Source organism: Leifsonia sp. McL0618 (assembly GCF_049994905.1).
Classification (GTDB): Bacteria; Actinomycetota; Actinomycetes; order Actinomycetales; family Microbacteriaceae; genus Diaminobutyricibacter.
On the sequence record NZ_CP188258.1, the window covers coordinates 1,419,078 to 1,445,216 of the forward strand.

Annotated in this window: 21 protein-coding genes, 1 tRNA gene and 1 pseudogene; 11 read left to right on the top strand and 12 right to left on the bottom strand. The window is 68.3% G+C overall.

Annotation, left to right across the window (positions count from 1 at the left end):
- Positions 1-36: 36 nt before the first annotated feature.
- The 6 genes and pseudogenes from gap to ACPPVQ_RS06805 form a co-directional block, all read right to left on the bottom strand.
- Positions 37-1,032, bottom strand: coding sequence for a type I glyceraldehyde-3-phosphate dehydrogenase (gap, locus tag ACPPVQ_RS06780; RefSeq protein WP_426519916.1), 996 nt, complete (start codon positions 1,030-1,032; stop codon positions 37-39).
- A 213-nt stretch (positions 1,033-1,245) separates the two neighbouring features.
- Positions 1,246-2,193: a GlxA family transcriptional regulator gene (locus tag ACPPVQ_RS06785; RefSeq protein ID WP_426519918.1), complete on the bottom strand. Its 948-nt coding sequence runs from the start codon at positions 2,191-2,193 to the stop codon at positions 1,246-1,248.
- Positions 2,194-2,523: 330 nt separating this feature from the next.
- Positions 2,524-3,747, bottom strand: a pseudogene (locus tag ACPPVQ_RS06790) (alpha-hydroxy acid oxidase); the annotation flags it as partial.
- Positions 3,740-4,582 (bottom strand): FadR/GntR family transcriptional regulator, encoded by an 843-nt coding sequence (locus ACPPVQ_RS06795; RefSeq protein WP_426519920.1) that lies wholly within the window; start codon positions 4,580-4,582, stop codon positions 3,740-3,742. The pseudogene ACPPVQ_RS06790 and the gene ACPPVQ_RS06795, both read right to left, overlap by 8 nt.
- 141 nt (positions 4,583-4,723) lie before the next feature.
- A complete protein-coding gene (locus tag ACPPVQ_RS06800) occupies positions 4,724-5,545 on the bottom strand; it encodes a C40 family peptidase (protein WP_426519922.1) in 822 nt (273 codons plus the stop codon).
- Positions 5,546-5,753: 208 nt separating this feature from the next.
- Positions 5,754-7,250, bottom strand: a complete 1,497-nt coding sequence (locus ACPPVQ_RS06805) for an MDR family MFS transporter (protein ID WP_426519924.1) — start codon at positions 7,248-7,250, stop codon at positions 5,754-5,756.
- 142 nt (positions 7,251-7,392) lie between these two features.
- Between ACPPVQ_RS06805 and ACPPVQ_RS06810 the strand changes: the two genes are divergently transcribed.
- From ACPPVQ_RS06810 to ACPPVQ_RS06825, 4 genes are all read left to right on the top strand, one after another.
- Positions 7,393-8,079: an ArsR/SmtB family transcription factor gene (locus ACPPVQ_RS06810; protein ID WP_426519926.1), complete on the top strand. Its 687-nt coding sequence runs from the start codon at positions 7,393-7,395 to the stop codon at positions 8,077-8,079.
- The gene (locus ACPPVQ_RS06815; RefSeq protein WP_426519928.1) at positions 8,076-9,347 is read left to right on the top strand and encodes an MFS transporter; all 1,272 of its coding nucleotides are present in this window, start codon (positions 8,076-8,078) and stop codon (positions 9,345-9,347) included. Before ACPPVQ_RS06810 ends, ACPPVQ_RS06815 begins: the two co-directional genes overlap by 4 nt.
- Before the next feature lie 40 nt (positions 9,348-9,387).
- The gene (locus ACPPVQ_RS06820; protein WP_426519930.1) at positions 9,388-13,140 is read left to right on the top strand and encodes an AAA family ATPase; all 3,753 of its coding nucleotides are present in this window, start codon (positions 9,388-9,390) and stop codon (positions 13,138-13,140) included.
- Between the two features lie 104 nt (positions 13,141-13,244).
- On the top strand, positions 13,245-13,442 hold the full coding sequence (locus ACPPVQ_RS06825) for a hypothetical protein (RefSeq protein ID WP_426519931.1): 198 nt from the start codon (positions 13,245-13,247) through the stop codon (positions 13,440-13,442).
- Between the two features lie 12 nt (positions 13,443-13,454).
- Here the strand turns inward: ACPPVQ_RS06825 and mscL are convergent, their stop codons facing one another.
- From mscL to ACPPVQ_RS06840, 3 genes are all read right to left on the bottom strand, one after another.
- Positions 13,455-13,883: a large conductance mechanosensitive channel protein MscL gene (mscL, locus tag ACPPVQ_RS06830; RefSeq protein ID WP_426519933.1), complete on the bottom strand. Its 429-nt coding sequence runs from the start codon at positions 13,881-13,883 to the stop codon at positions 13,455-13,457.
- Between the two features lie 19 nt (positions 13,884-13,902).
- Positions 13,903-14,220, bottom strand: coding sequence for an FmdB family zinc ribbon protein (locus ACPPVQ_RS06835; protein ID WP_426519935.1), 318 nt, complete (start codon positions 14,218-14,220; stop codon positions 13,903-13,905).
- Between the two features lie 87 nt (positions 14,221-14,307).
- A complete protein-coding gene (locus ACPPVQ_RS06840; RefSeq protein ID WP_426519937.1) occupies positions 14,308-14,889 on the bottom strand; it encodes a 5-formyltetrahydrofolate cyclo-ligase in 582 nt (193 codons plus the stop codon).
- Positions 14,890-14,923: 34 nt separating this feature from the next.
- On the opposite strand from ACPPVQ_RS06840, the gene galU reads away from it, so the two are divergent.
- From galU to ACPPVQ_RS06870, 6 genes are all read left to right on the top strand, one after another.
- On the top strand, positions 14,924-15,889 hold the full coding sequence (gene galU, locus ACPPVQ_RS06845; protein ID WP_426519939.1) for a UTP--glucose-1-phosphate uridylyltransferase GalU: 966 nt from the start codon (positions 14,924-14,926) through the stop codon (positions 15,887-15,889).
- Between the two features lie 28 nt (positions 15,890-15,917).
- Entirely contained in the window at positions 15,918-16,580 is a 663-nt protein-coding gene (locus ACPPVQ_RS06850) for a GNAT family N-acetyltransferase (RefSeq protein ID WP_426519941.1), read from the top strand.
- A 52-nt stretch (positions 16,581-16,632) separates the two neighbouring features.
- Entirely contained in the window at positions 16,633-17,715 is a 1,083-nt protein-coding gene (locus tag ACPPVQ_RS06855) for a hypothetical protein (RefSeq protein ID WP_426519943.1), read from the top strand.
- A 56-nt stretch (positions 17,716-17,771) separates the two neighbouring features.
- Positions 17,772-17,844 (top strand) — tRNA-Ala (locus ACPPVQ_RS06860).
- Between the two features lie 80 nt (positions 17,845-17,924).
- Positions 17,925-19,712, top strand: coding sequence for an ABC transporter ATP-binding protein (locus tag ACPPVQ_RS06865; protein ID WP_426519945.1), 1,788 nt, complete (start codon positions 17,925-17,927; stop codon positions 19,710-19,712).
- 5 nt (positions 19,713-19,717) lie between these two features.
- Positions 19,718-20,797 carry a glycosyltransferase family 2 protein gene (locus ACPPVQ_RS06870; protein ID WP_426519947.1) on the top strand — a complete coding sequence of 360 codons (1,080 nt, stop codon included), beginning with the start codon at positions 19,718-19,720 and terminating at the stop codon, positions 20,795-20,797.
- 16 nt (positions 20,798-20,813) lie between these two features.
- Here ACPPVQ_RS06870 and ACPPVQ_RS06875 read toward each other — a convergent pair whose 3' ends face one another.
- Genes ACPPVQ_RS06875 through ACPPVQ_RS06885 form a run of 3 tightly spaced genes read right to left on the bottom strand, consistent with a single transcriptional unit; the run spans position 20,814 to position 23,138 of the window.
- Positions 20,814-21,959 carry a glycosyltransferase family 1 protein gene (locus ACPPVQ_RS06875; protein ID WP_426519949.1) on the bottom strand — a complete coding sequence of 382 codons (1,146 nt, stop codon included), beginning with the start codon at positions 21,957-21,959 and terminating at the stop codon, positions 20,814-20,816.
- Positions 21,960-21,986: 27 nt separating this feature from the next.
- Positions 21,987-22,847 (bottom strand): Fpg/Nei family DNA glycosylase, encoded by an 861-nt coding sequence (locus ACPPVQ_RS06880; protein ID WP_426519951.1) that lies wholly within the window; start codon positions 22,845-22,847, stop codon positions 21,987-21,989.
- Between the two features lie 42 nt (positions 22,848-22,889).
- A complete protein-coding gene (locus tag ACPPVQ_RS06885; protein ID WP_426519953.1) occupies positions 22,890-23,138 on the bottom strand; it encodes an SCO4226 family nickel-binding protein in 249 nt (82 codons plus the stop codon).
- A 130-nt stretch (positions 23,139-23,268) separates the two neighbouring features.
- Between ACPPVQ_RS06885 and ACPPVQ_RS06890 the strand changes: the two genes are divergently transcribed.
- Entirely contained in the window at positions 23,269-26,139 is a 2,871-nt protein-coding gene (locus tag ACPPVQ_RS06890; RefSeq protein WP_426519955.1) for a helix-turn-helix transcriptional regulator, read from the top strand.

Consider the following 26,139-nt stretch of genomic DNA (forward strand, 5'->3'; position numbering starts at 1 on the left):
TGGAGGGATCCGCAATAGTCCCGGTCACCTCACCGATCAGCGCGCGAGCAGCTCGAGAGTGTCGATGACGCGGTTGGAAAAGCCCCACTCGTTGTCGTACCATGCGACGACTTTGACGTGCTTGCCGTCGACGCGGGTGAGAGCGGCATCGAAGATCGACGAGGCGGGCAGGCCGGTGATGTCGCTCGAAACCAGGGGCTCATCGGCGTAATCCAGGATGCCCTTGAGCTTGCCGCCGGCAGCGGCACGATATGCCGCAAGCACTTCATCGCGGGTGACTTCCCTCGAGACGGTCGTGTTCAGCTCCACGATCGACCCGACGGGCACGGGAACGCGGATGGAGTCGCCCGACAGCTTGCCGTCGAGCTTGGGCAACACGAGACCGATGGCTTTGGCGGCACCGGTGGTGGTGGGAACGATGTTAACACCGGCTGCGCGAGCGCGACGGAGGTCGCGGTGCGGGCCGTCCTGCAGGTTCTGCTCCTGGGTGTATGCGTGAACGGTGGTCATGAAGCCGTGTTCGATGCCGGCGAGGTCGTCCAGCACGGCAGCCAGTGGTGCGAGAGCGTTCGTGGTGCACGAGGCGTTGGAGACGATCACATGCTCGGCCGGGTCGTACGCATCGGTGTTGACGCCGTAGGCGAGGGTGACGTCGGCTCCATCGGATGGTGCACTCACGAGCACACGCTTGGCACCGGCAGTGAGGTGGACGCGTGCGGCATCCGCGGAGGTGAAACGACCGGTTGACTCGAGCACGATTTCGACACCGAGTTCGGCCCACGGCAGGTTGGCGGGTTCACGCTCGGCGAGCACGATGATGCGGCGACCATCCACGATGAGGTCGGATCCGTCGACCTCGACGGATCGGCCCAGGCGACCGTTCGTGCTGTCGTACTTGAGCAGGTGCGCGAGGGTTTCGGGAGCGGTCAGGTCGTTGACGGCAACGACCTCGAGGTCGCTGTTGCGTTCGAGGAGGGCGCGCAGGCTGTTTCGTCCGATACGGCCGAATCCGTTGATGGCGATGCGGGTCATAGAAGGGTTCCTTTCGTTCTGCCGTCCATGCTCGCCCGGCGGCGCCCCAGCCAACAGTGGCCTGAACGACACTATGCGCAAGAATCACGCCACACCGTGAGACAGCCGACGCAAGATTCACGCCAGCGGCCTACTGCGCCCCAGCTGCGCCCCAGCAGCGCCTCAGCAGCGCCCCAGAAGCGCCCGGTCCGTTACACCGGCCGGCTACCGTCCTCAGGCAGAAAAGGTATGCCGGTATTCGGTCGGTGAGGTGCCGAGGATGCGTTGGAAATGCATCCGGAGATTCGCACCGGTACCGAGGCCCACGCGATCTGCGATCTGCTCGACACCGAGGTCGGTGCGCTCGAGGAGCTCGCGAGCGAGATCCACCCGTGCACGCAACACCCACTGCATCGGTGTGTAACCCGTGTCTTCGATGAACCGCCGCGAGAAGGTCCGCGCAGATACGCGAGCATTGCGGGCCAGCGCCTCCAGGGTCAGCGGTTCGGCCAGATGTGCAAGTGCCCACTCGCGCGTCCCCGCGAAGACGTCGCCGAGAGGTTCGGGCATGCTCCGCGGAACATACTGCGCCTGGCCCCCGCTGCGATACGGTGCGGCCACGAGCCGTCTCGCGACGAGGTTGGAGAGCCCGACCCCGTGGTCGCGCCGCACCAGGTGCAGGCACAGGTCGATCCCGGATGCGGCCCCCGCCGAGGTGAGCACGTCGCCTTCGTCGACGAACAAAACATTCTCGTCGACATGCACGAGCGGATGCTTCACAGCGAGCGCCTGCGCGTAATGCCAGTGCGTGGTCGCACGCTTGCCGTCGAGGAGGCCGGTGGCCGCCAGGGCGAACGCACCGGTCGAGATCGCGGCGAGACGGGCGCCGCGTTCGTGGGCAGCGGTGAGCGCCCGCACGACCGAGGCGGGCGGTTCTGTGGATGCAGGCTCACGGTACCCGGGAATGAAGATGGTGTCGGCGAGATCGAACGCTTCGAGCCCATCGGCGACGTGATACGAGAGGCCGTCGCCACCGCTGACGAGTCCGGGTGCTGCACCACACACCCGCACGTCGTATGGCATGCTCGGACGGTTCGAGAAGACCTGCGCGGGGATGCCGACATCGAGCGGCTTGGCACCCTCGAGGACGAGCACGGCGACATGATGGATGGTCCGACTCATCGGGTCTCCTTCGACTCGAAAGCTCAGAAAACTGGGCGCAGCCGTTGCTCGACGCCGCTGATGCGCTCGTCGGCGGGTCCGCGCCTATTCTGTACCAGTCAGCGGTTCGGCAGTAGTCCGCGGTTTCGCCGACGCAGGCGATTTCGCCGATGAAGCCGACTTCGCCGATGAAGCCGATTTCCGCGACGTCGCCGTGGTTCTGGTCGCAGCTGCTGCAGCTGCAGGGGCAGCAGCGCGGCCGGAAACGCTCCGTTTCGCGGGGGCGCGGCGTGCAGGTGCGCTGGGGGCGGCATCCACCACCCGCGCAGCGTCGGCCGCCGCAGGCGTGAGCGGCGTGAGCCGGGCGAGCTGCGTCACGTGACCCGGGTTCAGCTCGTCGAGCGATGCGACACCGAGGAGGCGCATCGTGCGGGCGATCTGTCCGGCGAGGATCTCGATGGTGCGGTCGACGCCTTCGCGGCCGCCGGCCATCAGGCCGTAGAGGTAGGCGCGCCCGATCATCGTGAACCGCGCACCGAGGGCGATCGCGGCAACGATGTCGGCACCCGACATGATGCCCGTATCCAGGTGGACTTCGGTGTCGCGCCCGACCTCCCGCACGACATCCGGCAGGAGGTGGAACGGGATGGGCGCGCGGTCGAGTTGGCGACCACCGTGGTTCGACAACGTGATGCCGTCGACGCCCAGCGCGGCGAGCTTCTTCGCGTCGTCGAGGTTCTGCACGCCCTTGACGACAAGCTTGCCGGGCCATTGGTCCTTGATCCACGCGAGGTCTTCGAAGGTGACGGACGGGTCGAACATCGAGTCGAGGAGGGCGGCGACGGTGCCCGACCAGCGGTCGAGCGAAGCGAAGGCGAGGGGTTCGGTCGTGAGGAAGTTGATCCACCAGGCTGGACGCGGGATGGCGTTGACGATCGTCTTCGGGGTGAGGGTCGGCGGGATGGTCATGCCGTTGCGGGTGTCGCGCAGCCGCTGGCCGGCGACCGGTACGTCGACCGTCACGAGAAGGGTGTCGAACCCGGCGGCAGCGGCCCGCTCGACGAGGGCCATCGAGCGCTCGCGGTCTTTCCACATGTACAGCTGGAACCAGTTGCGCCCTTCGGGGTTCGCCGCTTTCACGTCCTCGATGGATGCGGTGCCCATCGTGGACAGCGAGAAGGGGATGCCCGCAGCACCGGCCGCGGCGGCACCGGCACGCTCGCCTTCGGTCTGCATCATGCGCGTGAACCCGGTCGGCGCGATGCCGAACGGGAGCGCCACCCGGGCGCCGAGCACCTCACGAGAGGTATCGACGGTCGAGACGTCGCGGAGGATCGAGGGGTTGAACTGGATGTCCTCGAAAGCCTGGCGGGCACGGGCGAGCGAGATCTCCGCCTCCGCTGCGCCCTCGGTGTAGTCGAACGCGGCCTTGGGGGTGCGCCGTTTGGCAATCGCACGGAGGTCGGCGATCGTGAGTGCGGCATCGAGGCGCCGCTTCTTGCCGTCGAGCTCCGGCTTCTTGAATTTCATCAGGGGGGCGAGATCGCGGGGGCGGGGAATTCGGCGTTCAACCATGGTGCGTGATCCTGTCTGCGTTCTGGGCGGTCGTGGCGTTTTGGGCGTTGGGGGCGGTCTGGGCGTTCTGGGCGATTTGGGCGTTGGGGGCGTTCTGGGCGTTAGGTGCGGCCGTTGCGGAGGTGAGGCGTGAGTCGCGGTAGTAGCCGCTGATGTGGTCGTGGACGAGCGTGCGCGCGAGGTCCGCATGGCCGGCGCGGATGGCCGACACGAGGCCGCGGTGCTCGTCACGCAGGCGGGCGGCCATGCCATCCCAGTCGGGCTGCCGTTCGGCGCCGGCACGCACGTAGCCTTCGATCGAGGTGCGAAGACCGGCCATCACGGCCGAGACGACCTGATTGCCTGCAGCGACGGCGAGGGCGAGATGGAATTGTGCGTCGAGGGCGAGGAATTCCTGCGGAGTCAGCCGGGGAGCATCCATGGCGTCGAGGAGCTGCAGCGCGTCCGCGAGGCCGGGGGCATCGGCACGATCGGAGGCGAGATCGGCCAGCTCGCCCACGACGGCGGTCTCGAGCAGGAGGCGGGTGCGCACGACGTCGGCGACCGGGAAGCCGCTGGCCGCGACCTGCAGCCGCATGAGCGCCTGCATTCCGCCGTTCGGCCGGGCGACGATGATCGCTCCCGAGGTGGGTCCTGACCCGGTCTGCGTGCGGATGAGCCCCATGACTTCGAGCACCCGCACGGCTTCGCGCACACTCGACCGTCCGACGTCGAGTTCGCTTGCGAGCGCTCGCTCGGGCGGAAGGTGATCGCCGGGCTGCAGACGGCCTTCGACGAGCTGCGTCTCGATGTGGGAGAGGACCAGTTCCCACGCGCGACGGTCGGCGACGGTCATGGCGCCTCCGGTACTGGTCGAATCGTGCTGGTCGAATGGTGCTGGTGCTGCTCAAGTGTGGTCAGACCACATGTGGTCCGACCACAGACTAACGCACTATCGCCCCCGTCGCCAGAGGAAGGCCAGTGGCCGAGTGCCGCCCTACTGGCCGGCGGGAAGGATCCGCGTGAAGTGGTGCGCCACACCCTGCCACACAGTCGTGATCTCGACCGGTCGGCCGGGCGCCGGTGCCTGGATGAGCACGCCGCCGCCCAGGTACAGGCCGATGTGCTCGTCGTCGTCGAACACCACGAGGTCGCCCGGCCGCGCCTGCGCCTCCGAGATTCGGGAACCGACCACATCCTGTGCGCTGACCAGGTGGGTGAGTTGGATGCCGACCGCGGCATACGAGACCATGGTCAGCCCTGAGCAGTCGATGCCGTCATGCGTGCTGCCGTCGAGCACGTAGGGGTCGCCGAGGTAGGTGAGGGCGGTGGCGAGGATCTTCTGCCGTGGACCGCCGAGCTGGAGGGCAGCAGCGATGGCGCTTCCGGCCTGCGCCCCGGCATCACCGCCCTGGGCCGACACGATGCCGGCGAGCGCCGAGGCCACGGGATCGTCCCGCTGCCCGATCGGTGAGGTGACGGATCCCGAGACCGTGAGGGCCTGCAGGTGGCGTTCGGCAGCGACTGCGCCCGGCTCCGTGCTGGCGACGGTACCGATCTGGTCGGCGGCGCGGGTGTCCACTGCGGCATTCGCCGGAAGAGCGAACATCAGGCTGCAGACGAGGCCGGCGGATGCCGCGGATGCGGTGAGGGCGGTGCGACGACCGAACTCACCGGGATGCCCAGCTTTCGCACGGGGTGCAGGAGTCGCGGCTCTGAGTTCTGGTGCTGCCTTGTGGCGCGTGGCCGGCTCCGCCTTGTGGCGCTTGGCGGGGGTCGCCCGACGCCGGCCGTGGGCCGCGTTCTCTCTGTGCTGCATTGTGCTCCAACGTGCTGTCGTCTCGCTCCCCGGGCGACGCTGACGGCCTGCGCGGATCTGGCACAGACCGTCTACCACCCTAACGTGGGCCAGCTGGGGAGCGTCCGGACACGCAGCGGATACGCGGGGCACGATCCTTCGGAACCGCACAGGTTCGCGGGCGCCGGGCTTTCAGCCCGTTCCGGTTCGGGATGCCGGGGCTCGCCGCTCAGGCGGGAGTGCCCTCGGCAGTGCCCTCGCCCGCGCCAGTGCCGTCGCCCGTGCCGGATTGTGCCGCGGGGCGGGCCATCTCGATGTCCTCGACGCGACCCTTCGGCATGGCGAGCCCGGCCCCGATCGTCAGGATCGCGGCGATCGCGACCGAGAGGAAGACCGCACTTCCGGCGGCTTCGACCGTCCCCGGGTCGTGTTCGCCCTGCGGGGAGCCGGCGATGATCGCGTTGGCGATCGCGCCGAAGATGGCGACGCCCACGGAACTGCCGATCGAGCGCGCGAAGAGGTTGGTTCCCGTGACGACGCCGCGCTCGTTCCACGGCACGCTCGACTGCGCTGCGATGAGGGTCGGTGTCGCAACGAGGCCCATGCCGAGGCCGACGATGAAACAGCTGATCGCGACAAAGGCGACGCTCGGGTGGGGAGACGTGAGCACGAGGCACACGGCCCCGATGATGGCGACGCCCATGCCGACGAGTGCGGTGTTACGGAAGCCGATGCGCAGGTAGAAGCGACCGGACAGGGCTGCGCTGATCGGCCATCCGATGGTCAGGGCCGCGACAGCGAGCCCCGCAACCACCGGAACGGCCTGGATCGAGCCCTCGAGGTAGGTGGGCACATACGACGTGAGCCCGATGAGCATGGCTCCGACGCCGAGGGAGATGAGTGTCGTCGTCACGAGGAGCCGCCGGGAGAAGATCCAGAGCGGCAGGATGGGCTCGGCCGCCTTCCGCTCGACGAATACGAAGGTGATGAGGAGGATGCCGCTGAGCACGAAGGCGCCGATGCTCTGGGGCGAGTTCCACGCCCACGCCTGGCCGCCTTCGAGCACGGCGAGGATGAGCAGGCTCATGCCTGCCGTGAGGAGCACGGCGCCGGCGTAGTCGATGCGGTGGCGCCGGGGCTCGATGCTCTCGTGGAAGTTGCGGATGAGCATCCAGGCCGCGATGATGCACAACGGCACGTTGACGAAGAAGATCCAGCGCCACGAAGTGAACTGGGAGAAGATCCCGCCGAGCGTGGGGCCGACGACCGACGAGATCGCCCACACGCTCGCGAGGTAGCCCTGCACCTTGGCGCGCTCGGCGACCGTGTAGATGTCGCCGGCGATCGTGACGGCCATCGGCTGCACGGCACCGGCGCCGAGGCCCTGCACCACGCGGAACGCGATGAGTGCCGGCATGCTCCACGCGAAGCCGCAGAGGATCGAGCCGACCAGGAAGAGTGAGATACCGATCAGGACGATCGGCTTGCGTCCGACGGTGTCCGCGAGTTTCGCGTAGACCGGCACCGATGCCGCCTGCGCGAGGAGGTAGACCGAGAAGAGCCACGGGAACTGGGAGAACCCGCCGAGGTCGGCGACGATCGACGGGACGGCGGTCGCGAGGATCGTCGCATCGATGGCGACGAGCCCCGTCGTGAGCATGAGCGCGATCAGCACCGGTCCCCGCTCCGAACGGAATCCGACTCCCTCACGTACTGCGGTGGACATGGCGCTCCCGGGCGATTGCTGGCGAATGACGACTCTCACAACAACGTACGCGTACCGGGTGCATTCCCGGCACCGGCGTTTGCTGCCAGCGGGCTCAGCGGGCGTCTTGCGAGAGTCGCCGACGCGGGACATAATGTGAAACATGTCTTTCACATCGGATGAGGAGTACGGGCGACCGGAGGTGCGCCGCGAGGTCACCGACGTGCGTGCTCTTCGCGCGCTCGCGCATCCGCTGCGCCTCGCACTGCTCAATCACCTCATGTCGTTCGGTGCGCAGACGGCGAGCCAATGTGCAGAGGTCATCGGCTCGACCGCATCGAACTGCAGCTACCACCTGCGCTCGCTCGCCCGCTTCGGGCTCGTCGAATCGGTGGACCCGGTGGACGGCCGCGAGCGTCCGTGGCGCAGCACGGCGACGGGGCTCCAGTTCGGTGCCGCTGACGGCGAGACGAGCGACCAGGCGACGGCGCTCGGCATCGGCTCCGCCGAACGACTGCTGGTCGAGAAGCAGATCGACGACGAAGCGAATCTGACCCGTCGCGCGGTCGCCCAACGCGACGAGATCCCGGCGGAGTGGCGCGACGCGATGATGCTCTCGGGGTTCGCGCTGCGCATGACGCCGGACGAACTGAAAGCGCTCGGCGAGAAGCTGGACGCCCTCATCCGCCCCTACATCGGCCTGACACGCACCGACGCACCCGACGGCAGCGATGTCGTCGAGCTGCGGCTGAACGCGTACCTGCACCCGGATGCACGGCGCACCGCGGCAGCGCAGGCCAGGACCCACCCGGCCCCGAGCCACCCCGCCCAGAAGGACGGCGAGCGATGACCGACACTCTCTCCACGGCAGGCCGCCTGCGCTCGCCGCTACGCCAGCGCAACTTCGGCCTCGTCTGGGCGAGCAGCTTCGTCTCCGACGCCGGCGACTGGCTGCTGATGATCGCCCTTCCTCTCTTCGCGTTCGCCGTCACCGGGTCGGCGCTCGGCGCATCCACGGTCTTCCTCGCGGAGTTGCTGCCGACGCTCGTGCTCGGCAGCTTCCTCGGAGTGCTCGTCGACCGCTGGGACCACCGGCGAACGATGATCGTGGTCAACCTGATGCAGGGGCTCTTCCTGCTGCCATTGCTGTTCGCGTCGGCCGAGCACATCTGGATCGCCTACGTCGTCGCAGCGGTCGAAGCAAGCCTGGCGGCCCTCTTCAACCCGGCCAGGCAGGCGCTCGTGCCGCGACTCGTCCCGCCGGAACAGCTCGGAACCGGCAACTCGCTCATGGCAGTGAGCGAGAACCTCGCCCGCCTGATCGGCTCACCGCTCGGCGGTCTCGCCTTCGCGACAGTCGGCCTGCCCGGCGTGGTCGTGGTGGATGCGGCCACCTACGTCGTCAGCGCACTCCTCGTCGGTCTGAGCCGGCCGCTGCCGTCGGGCGAGGAGCATGCGGACGGCCCGTTGCCGCACATCCACTTCCTCCGCCAGTGGGTGGACGGACTGTCCACGATCCGTCGCACCCGCCCGCTCGGCACGATCGCCGTCATCACGTTCCTCGGTCAGTTCGCCCAGGGAATCTTCCTCGTGCTGTTCATCGTGTACGTCGTGCAGCAGCTCGGCGCGGGCGATACTGCGGTCGGCGTTCTGCGTGGCGTCCAGGCCATCGGGGGAGTGGCGGGCGGACTGCTCGTCGGAGTACTCATCCGCCGGCTCTCCCCGCGCTCGCTCGTCGGCTGGGGGTACGTGCTCTTCGGGGCGATCTCGATGCTGACCTGGAACCTGTACTCGGTCATCACGGCGCTGTGGGTGTACGTCGGGCTGTTCATCGTGGTGGGAATCCCCGCCGTGGCGACGTCGGCGGGCACGATCACCATCGTGCAGAAGGTGACGCCGGCGGATGCCCTGGGCCGCGTCATCGCGAGTATGGAGACGCTCGGCGGAGCATCCCAGGGCCTCGGTCTGCTGGCGGCCGGGCTGCTCGTCGCGCACGTTGACGTGGTGGCCATCCTGAACGGCCAGGCCACCGTATACATCGTCTGCGGGGTCATCGGCCTGGCTTTCCTCGGGCGCGTGGGCACGGCAGAGCGCCCAGTAGCGCGAAACTCGCCCTGATTGCCGGGGAAATCCGCTGCCGGGCACGTATGGTGGCCGTGTGTGGCGACTCGACAGAAGACATGAGGACGACGACGTGACGTCGGATTCCCGGACCGACGACGCCCTCAACCCGCAGAACTCCACCGAACCTCACAAGCTGAGCCTCGGCGACCCGAACGTGCAGGCGGGCAATATCGCCGAACCGGTGTGGAGACGCTGGCGCGACGAGCTCGAGAACCTCGGCGGCCGGTCACCGCTGCTCCACTTCGACGACAGTGCGCGCACGCGCATCGAGCTGAGCTCGACCCATCCGGGCGGACTCCCGCAGTTCATCACCGGCCAGAGCACGCTGCTCTCCAGCCTCATCCGCGACGAACTCGCGCTGCGCAACGCCCGCCTCGCGGCGAACGCCATCACGTCGAAAGGCATCGAGCTGCGCTCCGTGCGCGGCATCGAGTCGGTGCACCTGGCGATCGGCCTCGCCCAGTGGCGGCACGGCGGTGACGAGTTCATGGCGCCGATCCTGCTCCGGCCGCTCGCGATCCGCCGTTACGGTCGCGACTTCGAGCTGAAGCTCAAAGGCCAGCCGTTCCTCAATCCCGAACTCGCACGCGCACTCTCCGAGCAGTTCCAGATCACGCTCGACGCCGAGGCGTTCGTCGCGCTCGCACTCACCAACGGCGTGTTCAAGCCGCAGCCGGTCATCGACCGGCTGCGCGGACTCACCTCCCACCTTGCCTGGTTCAACGTGCTCCCGCGGCTGGTGGTCTCGTCGTTCGCGGATGTTGCCAGCGGGATGCGCGCAGACGCCGACGACCTCGACAGCCCGGTTCTCGACGCTCTCGCAGGCAACCCATCCGCCCGCCGCACCATCGAAGAGGCGTTCCGGCCCGTCGAGACGGTCGGACAGGACGAGCGGCCGCCCGCGACCGACGCACTGCTTCTCGACGCCGACGAGGAGCAGGAGAACGTCGTCGCCCAGATCGGCGCAGGCAACTCGCTCGTCGTGAAGACGCTGCCGGGAACGGGCGGAACGCAGACGATCGTCAACGCGATCGGGGTGCTCGTCGCCCAGCACAAGCGCGTGCTCGTGGTGAGTCCGCGGCGCTCGAGCCTCGACGATATCGGGCACCGCCTGACCCAGGTGGGGCTCCCGGGCCTCGCCGTCACGCCGCGCACGCTCCGTCGCGACGTCATCCAGTCGATCGGCCGCAACGAGAAGGCGACGCAGCCGCGCGTCACCGAAGTCGACGACGCGCTGGTGCGCCTCCGCAAGGTGCTCCTCGACTACCGCCACGCTCTGGTGCGGCGCGACCCGGAGCTCGGCGTGTCGGTGCTCGACGCCATCCACGAGCTCTCCCGGCTCGCCCTCCTGCCCACGCCGCCGTCGACGACGGCCCGCCTCGACCGCCTCTCGATCGAAGCCCTCGCGACGGACCGCTCGGATGCGGCGGATGCTCTCATCAAGGCGGCACGGCTCGGGGAGTTCCGCTACGGCCCCAACGATTCGCCCTGGTATGGAGCGTCGTTCGTCACGACGGCCGAGGGTAACGCCGCCCACGAACTGGCGAAGAAACTGAACCGGGCGGAACTTCCGCGCCTGCTCGACCGCGCGAACACCCTGATCGGCCAGACGCGCATGCGCCCGTTCGATTCGATCGCCGAACTCGGTGTTTACCTGCGCCTGCTGCTCGACGTCCGCGAGACGCTCGACAAATTCCAGCCTTCCGTCTACGACCGGTCGCTCGCGGAACTCATCGCGGCCACGTCGAACCGCCGCGACGCACCGAACATGTCCGGCGCGAACCGGCGTCGGCTTCGCAAGCTGGCGCTCGAATACGTGCGCCCAGGCGTTCATGTCACCGACCTCAATGAGAGTCTGCGTCGCATCCAACAGCAGCGCATCCTGTGGCAGCGGTTCGCCGCGGCAGGCGTGGTACCGGAGGTCCCGGTCGGGATCGCGGATGTGATGGTCGCCTACCAGCGCGTCGCAGAAGACCTCGCCCGTCTGGACATCCCGCTCGGCCGGGTCGGCACGCCTTACTCACTGTCGGTGCTCCCGATCGCCCAGCTGACCTCGCAGATGGCGGGCCTCGCGGCGGACTCCGAGGTGCTCGCCAACCTGCAGGAGCGCACCGCACTCCTCACCTCGCTGCGCGAACGCAACCTGGACCCGCTGCTGGCGGACCTGTCGGAACGGCACGTGCCGGAGAACCAGGTGAGCGCCGAACTCGAACTCGCCTGGTGGCAGTCGGTGCTCGAGACGCTCCTCGCCGCCGACCGCGCGCTGCTCAACGCCAACACCGGCGTGCTCGACCGGCTCGAGGCGGACTTCCGCCTGGTCGACGAAGCGCATGCGTCGGCGACAGGCCAGCAGCTGGCGTGGATGCTCGCCGAGACGTGGAAGATCGGCGTCGTCGACTGGCCGGACGAGGCCTCTGCGCTGCGTCGCCTGCTGAAGGGCGAGCGCACGACGGCCGAGAGCCTCAACAGCGTCGCGCCGCACCTCTCGCGCGCGCTCGCTCCGGTGTGGCTCGCCTCGCCGTATGAAGTGCCGGCGATCGCCAGCGACCTGGCATTCGACGCGGTGTTCATCGTCGACGCCGGTGCTTCGAGCCTCGCGGAGAACGTCGGTGTGATCCGTCGGGCCCGCCAGGTCGTCGCTTTCGGAGACCCGGTCACGCAGACGCCGTCGCCTTTCGAGATCGGGCTGCACGAGTTGCCGGAGGAACCCGACGACCTCGACGTCGACGGGCTGCACGCGGACTCGGCGCTCGCCCAGCTGAGCGAACTGCTGCCGGTGTTCACCCTCACCCGCAGCTACCGCGCCGGCGGGGAAGACCTCGCCGACCTCGTCAACCGCCGTTTCTATGGCGGCAGGATCGACTCGCTGCCCTGGGCGGGCACGTTCCTCGGACACGGCAGCCTCACCCTCAACTATGTCGAGGGCGGCCACGGAATGCCGGATGCCGACAGCGGCGCCGTAGAAAGCGTCGACGCCGAAGTCTCCAAAGTCGTCGACCTCGTACTCGACCATGCGCTCAACCGTCCACGCGAATCCCTGATGGTCATCACCGCCAGCGCACGCCACGCGGTCCGGGTGCACCAGGCGGTGCTGGCCGCGTTCGCCTCACGCAGCGACCTGGCGGACTTCATCCTGAAAGACCGCCCCGAGCCCTTCACGGTGGTCACCCTCGAGCAGTCGGTCGCCCAGAGCCGCGACCGTGTCATCTTCTCGATCGGCTACGGACGCACACCGCACGGTCGCCTGCTCTCCAACTTCGGTGCCCTCGCGGAACCGGGCGGAGAACGCCTGCTCGCCGTCGGCATGACGCGCGCCCGTCGCTCGATGGACATCGTCTCGTGCTTCGCACCCGACGACATCGACGACTCTAGGATGCGGCACGGGATCGTCGCGCTCGCCCAGGTGCTGAGTGAGGCGGATGCGATCCAGTCGGCCGAATTCATGGTCGAGGAGAGCGAGCCGATGCTCGTCGATCTCGCCAGGCGGCTCGAACGGCGCGGACTCACCGTGCGACTCGGCTACCGGGGCAAGCTCGCCCTGGTCGCCTCGCACCAGGGACGCGCTGTCGCGATCGAGACGGATGCGGTCGTCAACCAGGGCAGCCTGCGCGAATCGCTCCGCCTGCGTCCCGAAGTGCTGCGCCGCCTCGGCTGGCACTACCTGCGGGTGCACAGCTTCGAGCTGTTCACCGATCCGGATGCCGTGGCCTCCCGGATCGCGCGCCTGATCGGCATGACCGACGTCACGACCGAGACGGCGCCCATCCAGATCCCCGTCGCCGTCTGAGCCGTTCCTACGGTCCCGGGTTGTCACGAATGGCCAGTGTGACTGCGACGTGACTGGTCATTCCTGACAACTCGAGCGGCCGGCGGTGCAAGTACGCTGGAAGGATGAGCCAGAAGCCGGTGCGACGCGGATCACGTCGCGCGCAGCTGCCGGCCGTGCCCGGCACGGATCCGACGCCGCAGGCGGTGCCGGAGGGGGCGGATGTCCCCGTGCGCGCGGGCGAGGACACCGACCGGGCCTGGGGCGACTCCTCAGACGCCAACGATGAACGCCTGAAGCGAGACGTCCCGCCCCACTGGTGACGCCTGCCGTCCCTAGGCGTCGGGGGCGTGACGGCCGCCGGCAGGCGCCTGGTCGCGCGCGAGGAGGTCGCGGATCTCGGTCAGGAGGTCGAGCTCGGTGACCGGGGTCTCCGCATCCACGACGCCGGTCTCCCGGCGCTTCTGCGCGTGCTCCTTCGCCAGGTTGATCGGATAGACGAACACGAAATAGACGACGACTGCGACGATCAGGAACTGGATGATCGCACCCAGCACGGAGCCGAGCATGATCTTGGCGTCGCCGATCTGGATGACCGCGACATTGTGGAGACTGTCCGCCTTGAAGATCGCCCCGATCAGCGGGTTGAAGATCCCGTTGACGATCGAGTTGACGACGCCCGTGAACGCAGCTCCGATGACGACGGCGACAGCCAGGTCGATGACGTTGCCGCGGAGGATGAACTCCCTGAAACCTTTGAGCATGAGAGCTCCTTTCGTCTAATCAGGACGCGGAGGTGGTGCTTGACGGTGTGGAGGAAGAAGACGAAGAGGACGTGGAGGTGGCTGCGGGGGTCGCGGCGGCGGGCGCGGGCGAGGCAGCGGGCGCGGACGAGCCGGAACCGGCATCCTTCGCTGCGCCGTTCGTGCGGGAATCGGTGCGGTAGAAGCCCGACCCGTTGAACGTCACGCCGACGGCGCTGAACACCTTGCGCAGCGCGCCGCCGCAGTTGGGGCAGTCGGTCAGCGAGTCATCGGTGAACGACTGCTGGATGTCGAACGCGTGACCGCAGGTCGGGCACTTGTAGGAATAGGTGGGCACTTCAGCCTCGGCTTTCAGGGGGTATTGCGGACGGCGCCGGGCTCACACAGTGCCGATCAGGACAGTGCCGATCAGGACGGCGCGAACTCACGAGAACTGGACGATCCGTGTCGGGGTGACCGCCCCGTCGACGGGCTGGTCGTGTTTCTCCCGGGGAACCTCATCGACGAGTTCGGTGTCGAACACGACGGCGTATACAGGAGGACATTTTTCCATGCTGCCGAGGGTTTTGTCGAAATACCCCCGGCCCCAGCCCATGCGCATGCCCGTCGCGTCGACGGCCGCAGCCGGTATGACGATGAGGTCGACGTCGTTGATGGCGATCGGACCGAGGAGCTCGCCGACCGCTTCGGGCATGCCGTACAGGCCTTCGGTCTCGGATTCGCCGTCTCCGGTCGTCCAGTCGAGGAGTCCGTCTTCGCGGGTGATCGGAAGAAGCACCCGGAGACCCTGGCGGTGCGCCCAGTTGAGGAACGGCCGGGTGTCCGGTTCGATGGACGTCGAGAGGTAGGCCGCGATCGACTGCGCCGAGAGGTCGGTGGTCAGGTCGACGAGATTGCGGGTGATCCCCACGGTCGCCGCCTCGCGCTCAGGGACTGTCAGATTCCGTCGTCGCTCACGCAGTTCGGCACGCAGGGCGCGCTTCTGATTGCCTGCGTCGGAGTCCATGTACGTCATCCTAAATGCCGATAACCTGTCCAACATGGCAATCAAAGTGACCAAGGCAGTTATTCCTGCAGCGGGGCTCGGCACCAGATTCCTCCCCGCGACGAAGGCGATGCCGAAGGAGATGCTCCCCGTCGTCGACAAGCCCGCCATCCAGTACGTGGTCGAGGAGGCTGTCGATGCGGGCCTCCACGACGTGCTCCTGGTGACGGGTCGCAACAAGAACGCGCTCGAGAACCACTTCGACCGCGCCACCGAACTCGAGGCACTCCTGCAGCAGAAAGGCGACACGGATCGCCTGCAGAAGGTCATGTATTCCACCGACCTCGCCGACATGCACTATGTGCGCCAGGGCGACCCCAAGGGGCTCGGCCATGCGGTGCTGCGCGCCAAGATGCATGTCGGACACGAGCCGTTCGCCGTACTGCTCGGCGACGACATCATCGACAGCCGCGACGTGCTGTTGAAGCGGATGCTCGACGTGCAGGAAGCGCGCAATGCGACGGTCATCGCACTTCTCGAAGTCGACCCCGACCAGATCCACCTCTACGGTGCGGCAGCGGTCGAGCCGACCGACGAGGACGACGTCGTGAGGATCACCGGCCTCGTCGAGAAGCCGGACCGCGAGCACGCGCCCTCGAACTACGCGATCATCGGCCGTTACGTGCTTCGCCCTGAGGTGTTCGACGTACTGGCCAAGACGGAGCCGGGCAAGGGCGGCGAGATCCAGCTGACGGATGCCCTGCAGAAGATGGCACAGGCCCCCGAGTGGACCGGTGGTGTGTACGGCGTCGTCTTCCGCGGCCGTCGCTACGACACCGGCGACCGGCTCGACTACATCAAGGCCATCGTGCAGCTGGCGGTCGACCGGGAAGACCTGGGACCGGCACTGCGCCCGTGGCTGCGCTCGTTCGTCGACGGCCTCGACGATGTACCGCCCGCCGACGACACCGTCGAGGAGATGCCGGTACCCACCGGCGACAGCGTGGACGTCGGTCGCTGAGCGACCGACCATCAGGAAAGGTCCGTCAGTGTCGATCGTTGTTCCGACCCTGCGTGAGGGTTCGGTGGGGCTGCGGCCGATCCGCCTGCGCGACGCCCGTGCGCTCGAACGTTCGCTGCTCGACAACCGCAGCTGGCTGCGCCAGTGGGAGGCCACCAGCCCGTATGCGCCGATGGCCTTCGATACGCGGTCGAGCATCCGTTCGCTCCAGAACAACGCGCGCTCCGGGCACGGCCTGCCGTTCATCGTGGAGTACGACGGCGAACTGGCCGGCCAGCTGAACGTCTCGTCGATCACGTACGGTTCGCTGTCGTCGGCGACGATCGGCTACTGGGTGGCCGAGCAGTTCGCCGGCCGCAACATCACGCCCACTGCTGTCGCGCTTGCGACCGACTACTGCTTCTACCAGCTCGGCCTTCACCGCATCGAGATCTGCATCCGCCCGGAGAACGCGCCCAGCCTGCGTGTCGTCGAGAAGCTCGGGTTCCGCTACGAAGGCCTGCGCCGCCGGTACATCCACATCAACGGCGACTGGCGTGATCATTTCTGCTTCGGACTCGTCTCCGAGGAGCTGACCCAGGGCGTCCTGCGGCGCTGGCTCGACGGGCAGGCGCCACAGGATGCCGCGATCGTCTCGGCCGAGGACCGCGCGGCCGCGGCCATCCCGCTCACTGTCGCTCGCGATCGGTGACACACCCTCTCTGAATGAGCCGCAGACCGACCGTTCCCCCTACCGTAGGAACATGAGCGGGGACGTGCTTGGCGGTGGGGTCGTTGTCGCACTCGCTGCTGCCCTCTGGCTGGCGTACCTGATCCCCGTCTGGCTGCGTCGACGCGAGTACCTGGCGACCGAGCGCAATGCCGTGCGCCTGCAGCAGACGCTCCGGATCCTGGCCGAGACATCGGAACTTCCGTCGGCGGTGCGCTACGAGGCGACCGCGCGCACGGTGGCGGAACAGCAGCGCATCCTGCGGCGCGCCGAAGAGCGCGTGAAGGCGGATGCTCGCGCTGCTGCCGAGGCCGACGCGAGGCGTGAGCGCGCCGTCGCCGAGGCCGAACGTGCCGCCGCCGAAGAAGCAGAACGCGCTGCCATCGCCGCCATCGAAGTGGAACGCGCAGCGCGCGCCGCCACCGCGAGGGCCGCCCGCCAGGAGTTTGCAGCGCCGCGACCCGCCGAATCACGCAAGGTGCCCGCCGCGCGCCGTCGCCTGCGACGCGTACGTGCGACGACGTCGCTGCTGCTCCTGACCGGCCTCGTCGGAATGATCGCGGGAGTCGCGGTCTTCGCGACGGGAGGAACCTGGCTGCTGCTCGCGGCATCCGGTTTCGTCGCCGTCGCCAGCCTCGGGATGCTCAGCCGCCTCGCCCGCGTGCGTCACCGCCCCGCGGCACCGCGTCCTGTCGCCGCCGCCCCGGTCGCCGCCCAGCTGTACGACCACGCCGACGACGAGGTCGTTCCGGACGCGCGCCCGACGTGGACTCCGCAGCCTCTTCCGAAGCCGCTGCACCTTTCGCGCGGCACGATCGCAGCGAGTGCGATGGCGTCGATCGATGCTGCGACAGAGCTGCGCCGTGCCGCTGCGCGGGCTGATCTCGAGGAGCGTGCGGCGCGACTGGCGCCCGACGTCACACCGCTCCGGCCGCCGGTGCCGGTCGCAGTTCCTGCAGCGACCAGTGTCGCCCGGGCGAGCGCTCCGGGCGGCCCGGCCCTGCCGGCCCAGCCTGCGGCGGACCGGCGATTCGCCGCCATGGGACTCGTCGGCGACGTGGATGCAGGGTCGATCGACCTCGATGCCGCACTCCGCCGCCGTCGCGCCGTCGGTTAGGATTCCTCAGTTCGAATTCGTGCCGGTCGGGGTGCTATCGTAGCTAAGCAGTTCCCGGGGCTATGGCGCAGTTGGTAGCGCGCTTCGTTCGCATCGAAGAGGTCAGGAGTTCGAATCTCCTTAGCTCCACAAACACGGGCGCCTAGAATGGCCGGACAATCAGGTCAACAGGATAGGTGCGAAGTTTTGATCATCCAGCGGAGCCAGTCATGAAAGCGCTGGTCGGGATTCTTCGCGAGCTGATGCCGCTGCTCCCGAAGTCGGGCAGGCGGTTCCTGAAACTGTATGCCGTGATGCTCGGACTGCTTGCGCTGCTCGACGCGTTCTCGCTCGGTCTGCTTGCGGTCGTCATTTCGCCACTAGTATCCGGGCACCCGCTGACGCTGCCCGTGATCGGCACCGTGTCGACGACGGGCCTGATCTGGCTGCTCGTCATCATCTGCGCGATCGTCGTCCTGAAGGGCATCCTCGCGTCGGTGCTGCAGTTCTACGCCACGCGGCGGTTCGCTTCGTACGAGCTGGAGATCGGCGACCGCCTCCTGGCCGGCTATCTTGCCGCCCCGTGGGTCGAACGCCTCAAGCGCAACTCGGCCGACGTGGTGCGGATCGCCGACTACGGCATCGCCAACACGATCGCCGGAGTCCTGCTTCCTGCGGCGACACTGGTCGGGGAGGCGATGACGTTCATCGTCGTGCTCGCGGTGCTCGTCATCGCGCAGCCGGCGATCGCGATCACGGCCCTCGTCTACCTGGGCATCGTGGGCGTCGTGCTGTACTTCTGGGTGTCGCGCAACTCGCAGGTCGCCGGCAGGGTCAACCGCGACTATTCGTTCACCGTCTCGCGCCTGCTCACCGAGATGATGGGCGCACTCAAAGAGATCACGCTCCGCGACAAGACCGGTGAGATCGCGGCCGTCGTGCACGCCAACCGCATCCGCACCTCGAGGGCGCGCGCCAACATCCAGTTCTTCGGCATCGTTCCGCGCTATGTGCTCGAGACGGCGCTGATCGGCGGCTTCGTGCTGGTCGGGGTGGTCGGCTATCTCACGACCGGCGGCATCGTCGGTGCGGTGACCGCCGTCTCCGTCTTCAGCCTCGCGGGATTCCGCATGGTGCCGTCGATCACGCGCTTCCAGGCGATCGTGTCGGTGACGGCCGCGAACCTGCCGCATGCGCGCAACGTGATCGACGACATCCAGACCATGGAGCGCTTCCAGCTGACGTCCCAGGAGGGCCGGGACTCCGGCACGCTCGCCGAGCATCCGGCCCGTCTCGAACTCCGCGATGTCGGGTTCAGCTATTCGCCGGAGGCACCGGCCGCCCTGCGCGACGTGTCGCTGACGATTCCGTTCGGATCGACGGTCGCGTTCGTCGGGTCGTCGGGCGCAGGCAAGTCCACCCTCGTCGATCTCATCCTCGGACTGGTCGAGCCCACCACCGGCACCATCTCCATCGACGGCACGCCGCTTCGCCAAGTCGCGTCCGCGTGGCACTCCCGCGTTGGCTACGTTCCCCAGGACGTGTCGCTCTTCGATGCCACCGTCGCCCAGAACGTTGCGCTCACCTGGTCGAACGACATCGACGTCGAGCGGGCGAAGCACGCGTTGCAGCAGGCCCAGTTGTGGGACATCATCGCGGCACGCGAGGGGGGCCTCGACGGTTCGATCGGCGAGCGCGGGCTCTCGCTCTCGGGCGGCCAGCGCCAGCGTCTCGGCATCGCACGCGCTCTGTACGTCGACCCGTACGTGCTCGTCATGGATGAGGCCACGAGCGCCCTCGACACGGCCACCGAGGCCGCCGTCGCCCAGGCGATCCGCGACCTGCACGGAAAAGTCACCGTCATCCTGGTGGCGCACCGGCTGTCGACCATCCGCCACGCGGACCAGATCTTCTTCATGTCCGGGGGTGAGGTGGCCGCGAGCGGAACGTTCGACGAACTCATCCGCTCGGTTCCCGAGTTCGCGGAGCAGGCCGCGCTCGCGGGCATGACGGGCTGACGGGCGTGGCAGAACCCCTGGTCGATGCGGTCATCGCCATCCACGATCCGAACCGGCCGATCGCTCGTGCCGTTCGGTCCCTGACCGCGTCCGGCCTTGCCGTCGCGAAGGACGGGCTGCGGATCACGGTGGTCTGCCACAACCTCGCCGCAGGGACCGTCGCGGATGCGCTCGGCGACGGACTCACCTCGCAGGTGCGTCTCATCGAGCATCACGACGGCATCCGGAGTCCGGCCGGCCCGTTCAACGCAGGTGTCGCTGCGGCGTCCGCCCGCTTCGTCTCGATCATGGGCTCAGACGACTACCTGGAACCGGGCGCTCTCCATGCATGGTGCGACCTGGCCGACGATTCCGTCGACGCCGTCATCGCGCCCCAGGCGCACGCGGACGGCTCGACGATCAGAACACCTCCGGTGCGGCCGTTCCGCTCCGGCGATCGTGATGCGCTGAAGGACCGCCTCTTTTACCGGACGGCGCCCCTGGGCCTGGTCCGCAGGGACGCCATCGACCGGCTGGGCCTGACGCTCACCGAAGGCCTGGCCTCCGGCGAGGATCAGGCCTTCAGCGCACGGCTCTGGGTAGGATCCCGCGCGACCCGCTACGCCGCGCGAGCTCCGCGGTACGTGGTGGGGGCCGACGCCGAGTCTCGGGTGAGCATGACGTACCGGCCCCTCAGAGAGGACCTCGCCTTCGTCGAGCGACTGATCGACGATCCGTGGTTCGCCGGGCTGCCGGTGCGCACGCGCCGGGCCATCGCCGTCAAGATCGCGCGCATCCACCTGTTCGCTGCCGTGCTGGCGCGCATCGACGGCACGAACTGGAACGACGACGAGCACGCCTCTCTCGCTGGACTGATCGAGCGGATGCGCGAACGCGCGCCCGGATTCGAACGCACGCTCTCCCTCGCTGACGACCGCGTGCTCAGTGCCGTCGTCGAGGCGGGTTCGAGCACGGAGCGGATCGCCTCGCTGTCGCGGGCACGCCGCCGGTTCGGACGCCCGTCGACCCTCCTGCCGAGTAACCCCCTCAGCCTGCTGGCCGCGGACGCGCCGCTGCGATTCATCGTGGCGTCCGCCCTGCTGTGAAGGCGCGCCGCCCGCGCTAATCGCGGCGCGCGGAGGGACTGCCGAGCAGGTTCTCGATCGCCGTCTTCCAGGTGGCCTGCTGGGCTTCGGCCGAGAGGTCCTTCGCCGCGGCGTCGGCCGCTTGCTTCCACGACGCCACTTTGTCGGGAGTGAGTTCGCGGATGACCGTTCGCAGCGATTCCACCTCGAAGTCCGGAACGATCGCGCCGAGACCGTACTGGGTGAGGATCGACACCATCTCGGGCGAGGGCCCGATGATCAGGCCCAGCCGCGCCTGGACCGCTTCGAAGAACTTGTTGGGCAGGGCGTGCGCCAGATTGAAGTTCGTCGGCGGCAGGAAGGTCATCGACACGTCGTATTCCGCCAGGGTGTCGACCAGCTGGGCATAGGGCACGGGCTCGCGGAAGGTGAGGCCGGGCACATCCTTTCCCATCCGTTTGAGTTCATCGACGTAGTCGGGCTCGTGCGGCATGACGATCATGTCGAGCGTCACGTTCGGTGGGGCATCCTTCATCGCTTCGATGAACGCCTCCAGCTTGCGATAGCGCTGGCCGGCGGCCGAATGGATGAGCCGGATCGGCTCATGCACCGGCGTCGGCCGGCGGTCGGAATACGGTGCGGCGTTGGTCACGACGCCGACCGTGACACTGTAGTCGGCCTCATACTGGTCCGCGATGCCGCGCGCTACCGTGGTGATCGAGGTCAGCTGCTTCAGGTAGTGGCGGCAGAGCCACCGCATGAAGGGTGCGACCGTGAGCCGCCAGCGCAGGTCGTCGTCCTTCTCTTTCGGGGCGAATTCGTGCAGGTCGCCGTGGACGCCGGAGCGGGGCTCGAGCCAGAGGGCGAGTGGCACGGCGTTGAGGTCGTTGGCGAGGATGCCGTCGAAGGTGCGCCCGGTGAGCTTCGCCTTCGCCTCGGTGACCGCCTTGATGTTCCAGTAGGCCGTCTCATAGCGGCGCGTGGCGATCGCGAGCCGGTCGTCCACCCAGGCGCGGGCGTCGCCGGGAATCTCGATGTGCTCGACCACGCCATCCGGGGCGCCACCGAAACCACAGGTCGTGACGTCGTAGAGCGGTGCGAACAACTGGACCTGTTTCAGCACCCGCGGATCGGACCGGATGGGCGAGAACGACAGGATGAGAAGGGAAGGACGATCAGGCATGCATCGATCCTCCCATTTCTTGGGGAGCTACTTGAGCAGCCGCGACAGCACCCTGTCGGCCAGGGGCTTACCGCCGGTCTGGCAGGTGGGGCAGTACTCCAGCGTCGAATCGTGGAAGATCACCTGGCGCACAGTGTCGCCGCACACGGGGCACGGCTGGCCCGCCTTGCCGTGCACCTGCAGCCCGGACTTCTTCTCCCGCTTGAGCTCGGAGGCCGCGAGGCCGTCGGCGCGGGCGATCGCGTCGCGCAGCGTCGACTGCATGGCGGCGTAGAGCCGCGCGGTCTCGTCAGCACTCATGGCGGCGGGTTTGAACGGTGACATCTTCGCGGCGTGGAGGATCTCGTCGGAATAGGCATTGCCGATGCCCGCGATGACCGCCTGGTTGCGGAGCACGCCCTTGATCTGCGCACGACCCGCCGACGCGAGGATGGCGGCGAACGCTTCTTCGGTGAAGTCGTCAGACAGCGGTTCGGGGCCGAGCCGTGCGATGCCCGGTACCTCCGATGGGTCGCGCACGACGGAGATGGCGAGACTCTTCTTCGTTCCGGCCTCGGTGATGTCGATGCCGGAGCCGTCGTCGAGTACCAGCCGGGCGGCGAGCGGACCGCGCCCGAGTCCCTTCGACGGCGCCGGGGCGCCATCGCGCCAGCGGATCCAGCCCGCCCGGGCGAGGTGCATGACCAGGTGCAGGTCGCCGATGGCGAAATCGAGGAACTTCCCGTGCCGGCTCACGCCGTGGATCGTCTGGCCGGCGAGCGCGGATGCAGGCGGATCGAACGTCTTGAGAACCGCGAACGACACGATGTCGAACCGATCCAGCGTGCGCCCGGACAGGCGTGCGCCGAGATCGGCGGCAAGCGCGTTGACCTCGGGAAGCTCAGGCATCATCCCATTCTGCGCTATGCCGCCGACAGGACGGCAGAACCGTCAGACCTCGACAGCGATCTCGTACACTTCGGCCGTCGGGTGGCCGGTGCGCTCGTGGATGCGCATCACCGCCTCCTTCGTCGGCCCTTCTGAGAGGCAAAACGCTTTTCCGGCCTCGGGGTCGAGCCAGGCCTTGATGAAGTGCACGCCTTCATCGCCTTCGATCGCGAGGTCGGCCGCGTGTGCTTCGGCGAGCTCGTCGGCGCTGACGCCGACGAAGCCGTCGTGGACATCCATGAACGTTGCCATGAGCGGATCCTTTCGTTGGGTGGTGCTGCGCCGATCGTCGGTGCATGCGTTCAGTGTCGTTCCGGGCCGGATGCGCGCACATCGGTCATCCGACCGATCATCCGCACGCCACGCGGCGGTACCATATGGCATGCCCACTGAGGGATTCTCAGCTGCGGAGCAGATCCGGATCTCGCCCGTACCTGTCGGGCGGGACGACCTGCTGGCTCTCGCGCAGCGGCGATGGACGGCCGCGGTCGCCGGGACCGGCCATCTTCTCCTGCTCGCAGGCGAGGCCGGGATCGGCAAGACGCGGCTCCTCGACGATATCTCGGAGCGTCTCGCCGGGATCGAAAACCGCATCAGTGCTTCCGCTTTCCGGCGGGGAACTGAGATCGTCGGGGGAGTGCTCCTCGAATTGGCAGCGGACCTGCGCCGCTCCGGCGACGCAGCTGCGGCCGAACGACTGAGAGCGATGATCTTCGCCGGCGGCGAAGGAGGGGACAGCGCGCGCCGACGCCGGGTGCTCGTGACCGACCTCGCCGACATCGTCCTCGAGGTGTTCGGCAGAAACGGGCCGACGCTGGTGAGCCTGGAAGACCTGCACTGGGCCGACGAGCTGAGCCTCGACGTGCTCGAACGGGTGGCCGCATCGCTCAAGGAGACCCATGCGCTGGTGCTCGCCACGTACCGTACAGAAGAGCTCTTTCCCGGCACGCCGCTGCGACAGTGGCGCGACCGCCTCGTGGGGCAGCGGCTCGCGGAAGAAGCACACGTGCGGCGGCTCGACCGCGCGAAGACGGCCGAGCTCGCGGAGGCGATCACGGGGACCGTTCTCCCGTCCGTCTACCTGGACCAGCTGTACGCGCGCAGCGACGGGATCCCGCTGCACGTGGAAGAGCTCATCGCGGCCGGCGCGGTCAGCCGTGTGCCTGGGTCGGTCGCCGAGGCGGTCATGCTCGGGCGTGGTGCCCTCAGTCCGCGTGCCCGCTCCCTGGTCGATGCCGCGGCCGTCATCGGGAGGTCGTTCGACATCGACGTGCTCGCCGGAACCGTCGGAGAATCGGTCGACGACCTCGACACCGGCCTCACCGAGCTGCTGGACCGGCAGGTCATCGTCTCGACGGGTGACGGTACCAACTTCGACTTCCGCCACGCCATGATCCGCGACACGATCTACGAGAGCATCCCGCCGAGCAGGCGGCGCCGGCTGCACGAAGCCGCTGGAGTCGCCGCGATCGTCGCAGAGTACTGCTATGCGGACGTCTCCGACCACTACGAGCGCGCGAACCTGCCCGACATCGCCTACGGGCACGCACTCTTCGCAGCGGCGGACGCGGCGCGGGTGTCGGCGCACCGGGAGGCCGCGACGCTGTACGAGCGCGCGCGGCGTACCGCGCCATCCGGTCTCGCGTTGTCCGAGCGGGCGGACCTCCACGCCCACCTTGCGTCCGAACTCGCCGCCGTCGACGCGAACGAGGAGGCGGCCGAACACTTCGCCACAGCGATCGACCTGCATCGCACGGCGGGAGACGAGGCCGCGGCCGCCGCGCTCGTACCGCGACTGATGGCGGCCAGGCACCTCGTCGGCGATCCGCTCGAGACCCGGGTGCGCCTCGCCCTCGACGCGCTCGCACGCCTGAACGGCCCCGACATCGACCCGGCGTCCGTTCCACCGCTCGTGCGCTTCGAGCTGTTCGCCGCCCTCGCGGCCGCGTACATGCTCGACCGGCGGCTGTACACGGCGATGGAGTACGGGACGAATGCGGCCGCCATCCGGCTTCCGAACGACCCGGAGGATGTCGCGGTGACGGCGGCGCGGGTGAACCTCAATGCGACCCTCGGGTCGCTCATGGTCTTCTCCGGGCGCATGGAGGAAGGGTGGAGACTCCTCGAGAAAGCCATCACGACCGGTCAGAAAGCGGGGGTGGAGGCGGAGACCGCCCGCGCTTTCCGCATGCTCGGCTCGTGCGCATCCGTTCTCGTCGAGTACGACCGCGCAGAACGCTGGCTCGACCAGGGGCTCGAATACACCGAGCGCACCGAGCGCTGGAACGACCACCACTACCTGGCCGCGCACCTCGCGCACGTGTGCTGGGCGCGCGGCGACTGGCACCGGGCGGAGCATGAGGCCCGTCGGGCGCTCGCGGACGGACGCGGCGGGATCACGACGCGCGTCACGGCGCTGATCGTGCTGGGCTACCTCGCCGTCGGCCGCGGGGACACCGACGAGGCGCACGCGGTGCTCGAGGAGGCCCGTGCCATCGGCGAGCACATGAACGAACTGCAGCGGCTCTCCCCGGCGCTCTGGGGGCTCGCGGAACTCGCCCTCCACGAGGGGCGCGCACAGGATGCTGTGGCCCTGTGTGACCGCGCCCTCCGTGATTCCGAGAGGGTCGGCGACGCCGCCTACCTGTTCCCGTTCCTCGTCACCGGCGTGCGCGCACACCTGGCGTTGCACGCGGTGACAGCGGCCCGAGCGTGGTCCGCCCGGTGCTCGACGATAATCTCGGCTCGCGGCATCCCCGGCACGCTTCCGGCCATCGACCATGCGGAAGGCCTGCTTGCGTTGGGCGAGACCCACTGGGTGCAGGCGCGCGAACACCTCGAGTCGGCCCGCTCGGGCTGGGAGGATCATCACCGGTTCTGGGAGGCGGCGGAGGCGTCCATCGACCTGGCGTCGGCGCTCAACCGTTCCCGCAGGGGGAGGGAGGCTGCGGCGGCGGCCGAACACGCCCGCGCACTGGCCCAGGGCGCGGGCGCCCGTGCCCTCGAACTGCGTGCCGACGCTCTCGGTGTGCGCTCGACGACCGCATCGGGCATCGCGCCGCTCTCGGAACGGGAGTTCGAGGTCGCCGGCCTGATCGCCGTCGGCGCGACCAACAAGGAGATCGCGGTCACGCTCACCATCGCGCCGAAGACGGTCGGTGCGCATGTCGAGCACATCCTCGCGAAACTCGACGCTGCGCGACGATCGGAGATCGCGGCTTGGGTGGCAGAGCACCGGGTCGAATCGCGCTGA

What these genes read in the sequence shown, in the direction of transcription:
- ACPPVQ_RS06785 (WP_426519918.1), bottom strand. Translation starts at nt 2,193, where the DNA reads ATGAGTCGGACCATCCATCATGTCGCCGTGCTCGTCCTCGAGGGTGCC.
- ACPPVQ_RS06840 (WP_426519937.1), bottom strand. Translation starts at nt 14,889, where the DNA reads ATGGACTCCGACGCAGGCAATCAGAAGCGCGCCCTGCGTGCCGAACTG.
- ACPPVQ_RS06815 (WP_426519928.1), top strand. Translation starts at nt 8,076, where the DNA reads ATGACCGACACTCTCTCCACGGCAGGCCGCCTGCGCTCGCCGCTACGC.
- ACPPVQ_RS06795 (WP_426519920.1), bottom strand. Translation starts at nt 4,582, where the DNA reads ATGACCGTCGCCGACCGTCGCGCGTGGGAACTGGTCCTCTCCCACATC.
- ACPPVQ_RS06890 (WP_426519955.1), top strand. Translation starts at nt 23,269, where the DNA reads ATGCCCACTGAGGGATTCTCAGCTGCGGAGCAGATCCGGATCTCGCCC.
- ACPPVQ_RS06810 (WP_426519926.1), top strand. Translation starts at nt 7,393, where the DNA reads ATGTCTTTCACATCGGATGAGGAGTACGGGCGACCGGAGGTGCGCCGC.
- ACPPVQ_RS06885 (WP_426519953.1), bottom strand. Translation starts at nt 23,138, where the DNA reads ATGGCAACGTTCATGGATGTCCACGACGGCTTCGTCGGCGTCAGCGCC.
- ACPPVQ_RS06805 (WP_426519924.1), bottom strand. Translation starts at nt 7,250, where the DNA reads ATGTCCACCGCAGTACGTGAGGGAGTCGGATTCCGTTCGGAGCGGGGA.
- ACPPVQ_RS06825 (WP_426519931.1), top strand. Translation starts at nt 13,245, where the DNA reads ATGAGCCAGAAGCCGGTGCGACGCGGATCACGTCGCGCGCAGCTGCCG.
- ACPPVQ_RS06865 (WP_426519945.1), top strand. Translation starts at nt 17,925, where the DNA reads ATGAAAGCGCTGGTCGGGATTCTTCGCGAGCTGATGCCGCTGCTCCCG.
- galU (WP_426519939.1), top strand. Translation starts at nt 14,924, where the DNA reads ATGGCAATCAAAGTGACCAAGGCAGTTATTCCTGCAGCGGGGCTCGGC.
- gap (WP_426519916.1), bottom strand. Translation starts at nt 1,032, where the DNA reads ATGACCCGCATCGCCATCAACGGATTCGGCCGTATCGGACGAAACAGC.
- ACPPVQ_RS06855 (WP_426519943.1), top strand. Translation starts at nt 16,633, where the DNA reads ATGAGCGGGGACGTGCTTGGCGGTGGGGTCGTTGTCGCACTCGCTGCT.
- mscL (WP_426519933.1), bottom strand. Translation starts at nt 13,883, where the DNA reads ATGCTCAAAGGTTTCAGGGAGTTCATCCTCCGCGGCAACGTCATCGAC.
- ACPPVQ_RS06875 (WP_426519949.1), bottom strand. Translation starts at nt 21,959, where the DNA reads ATGCCTGATCGTCCTTCCCTTCTCATCCTGTCGTTCTCGCCCATCCGG.
- ACPPVQ_RS06800 (WP_426519922.1), bottom strand. Translation starts at nt 5,545, where the DNA reads ATGCAGCACAGAGAGAACGCGGCCCACGGCCGGCGTCGGGCGACCCCC.
- ACPPVQ_RS06880 (WP_426519951.1), bottom strand. Translation starts at nt 22,847, where the DNA reads ATGCCTGAGCTTCCCGAGGTCAACGCGCTTGCCGCCGATCTCGGCGCA.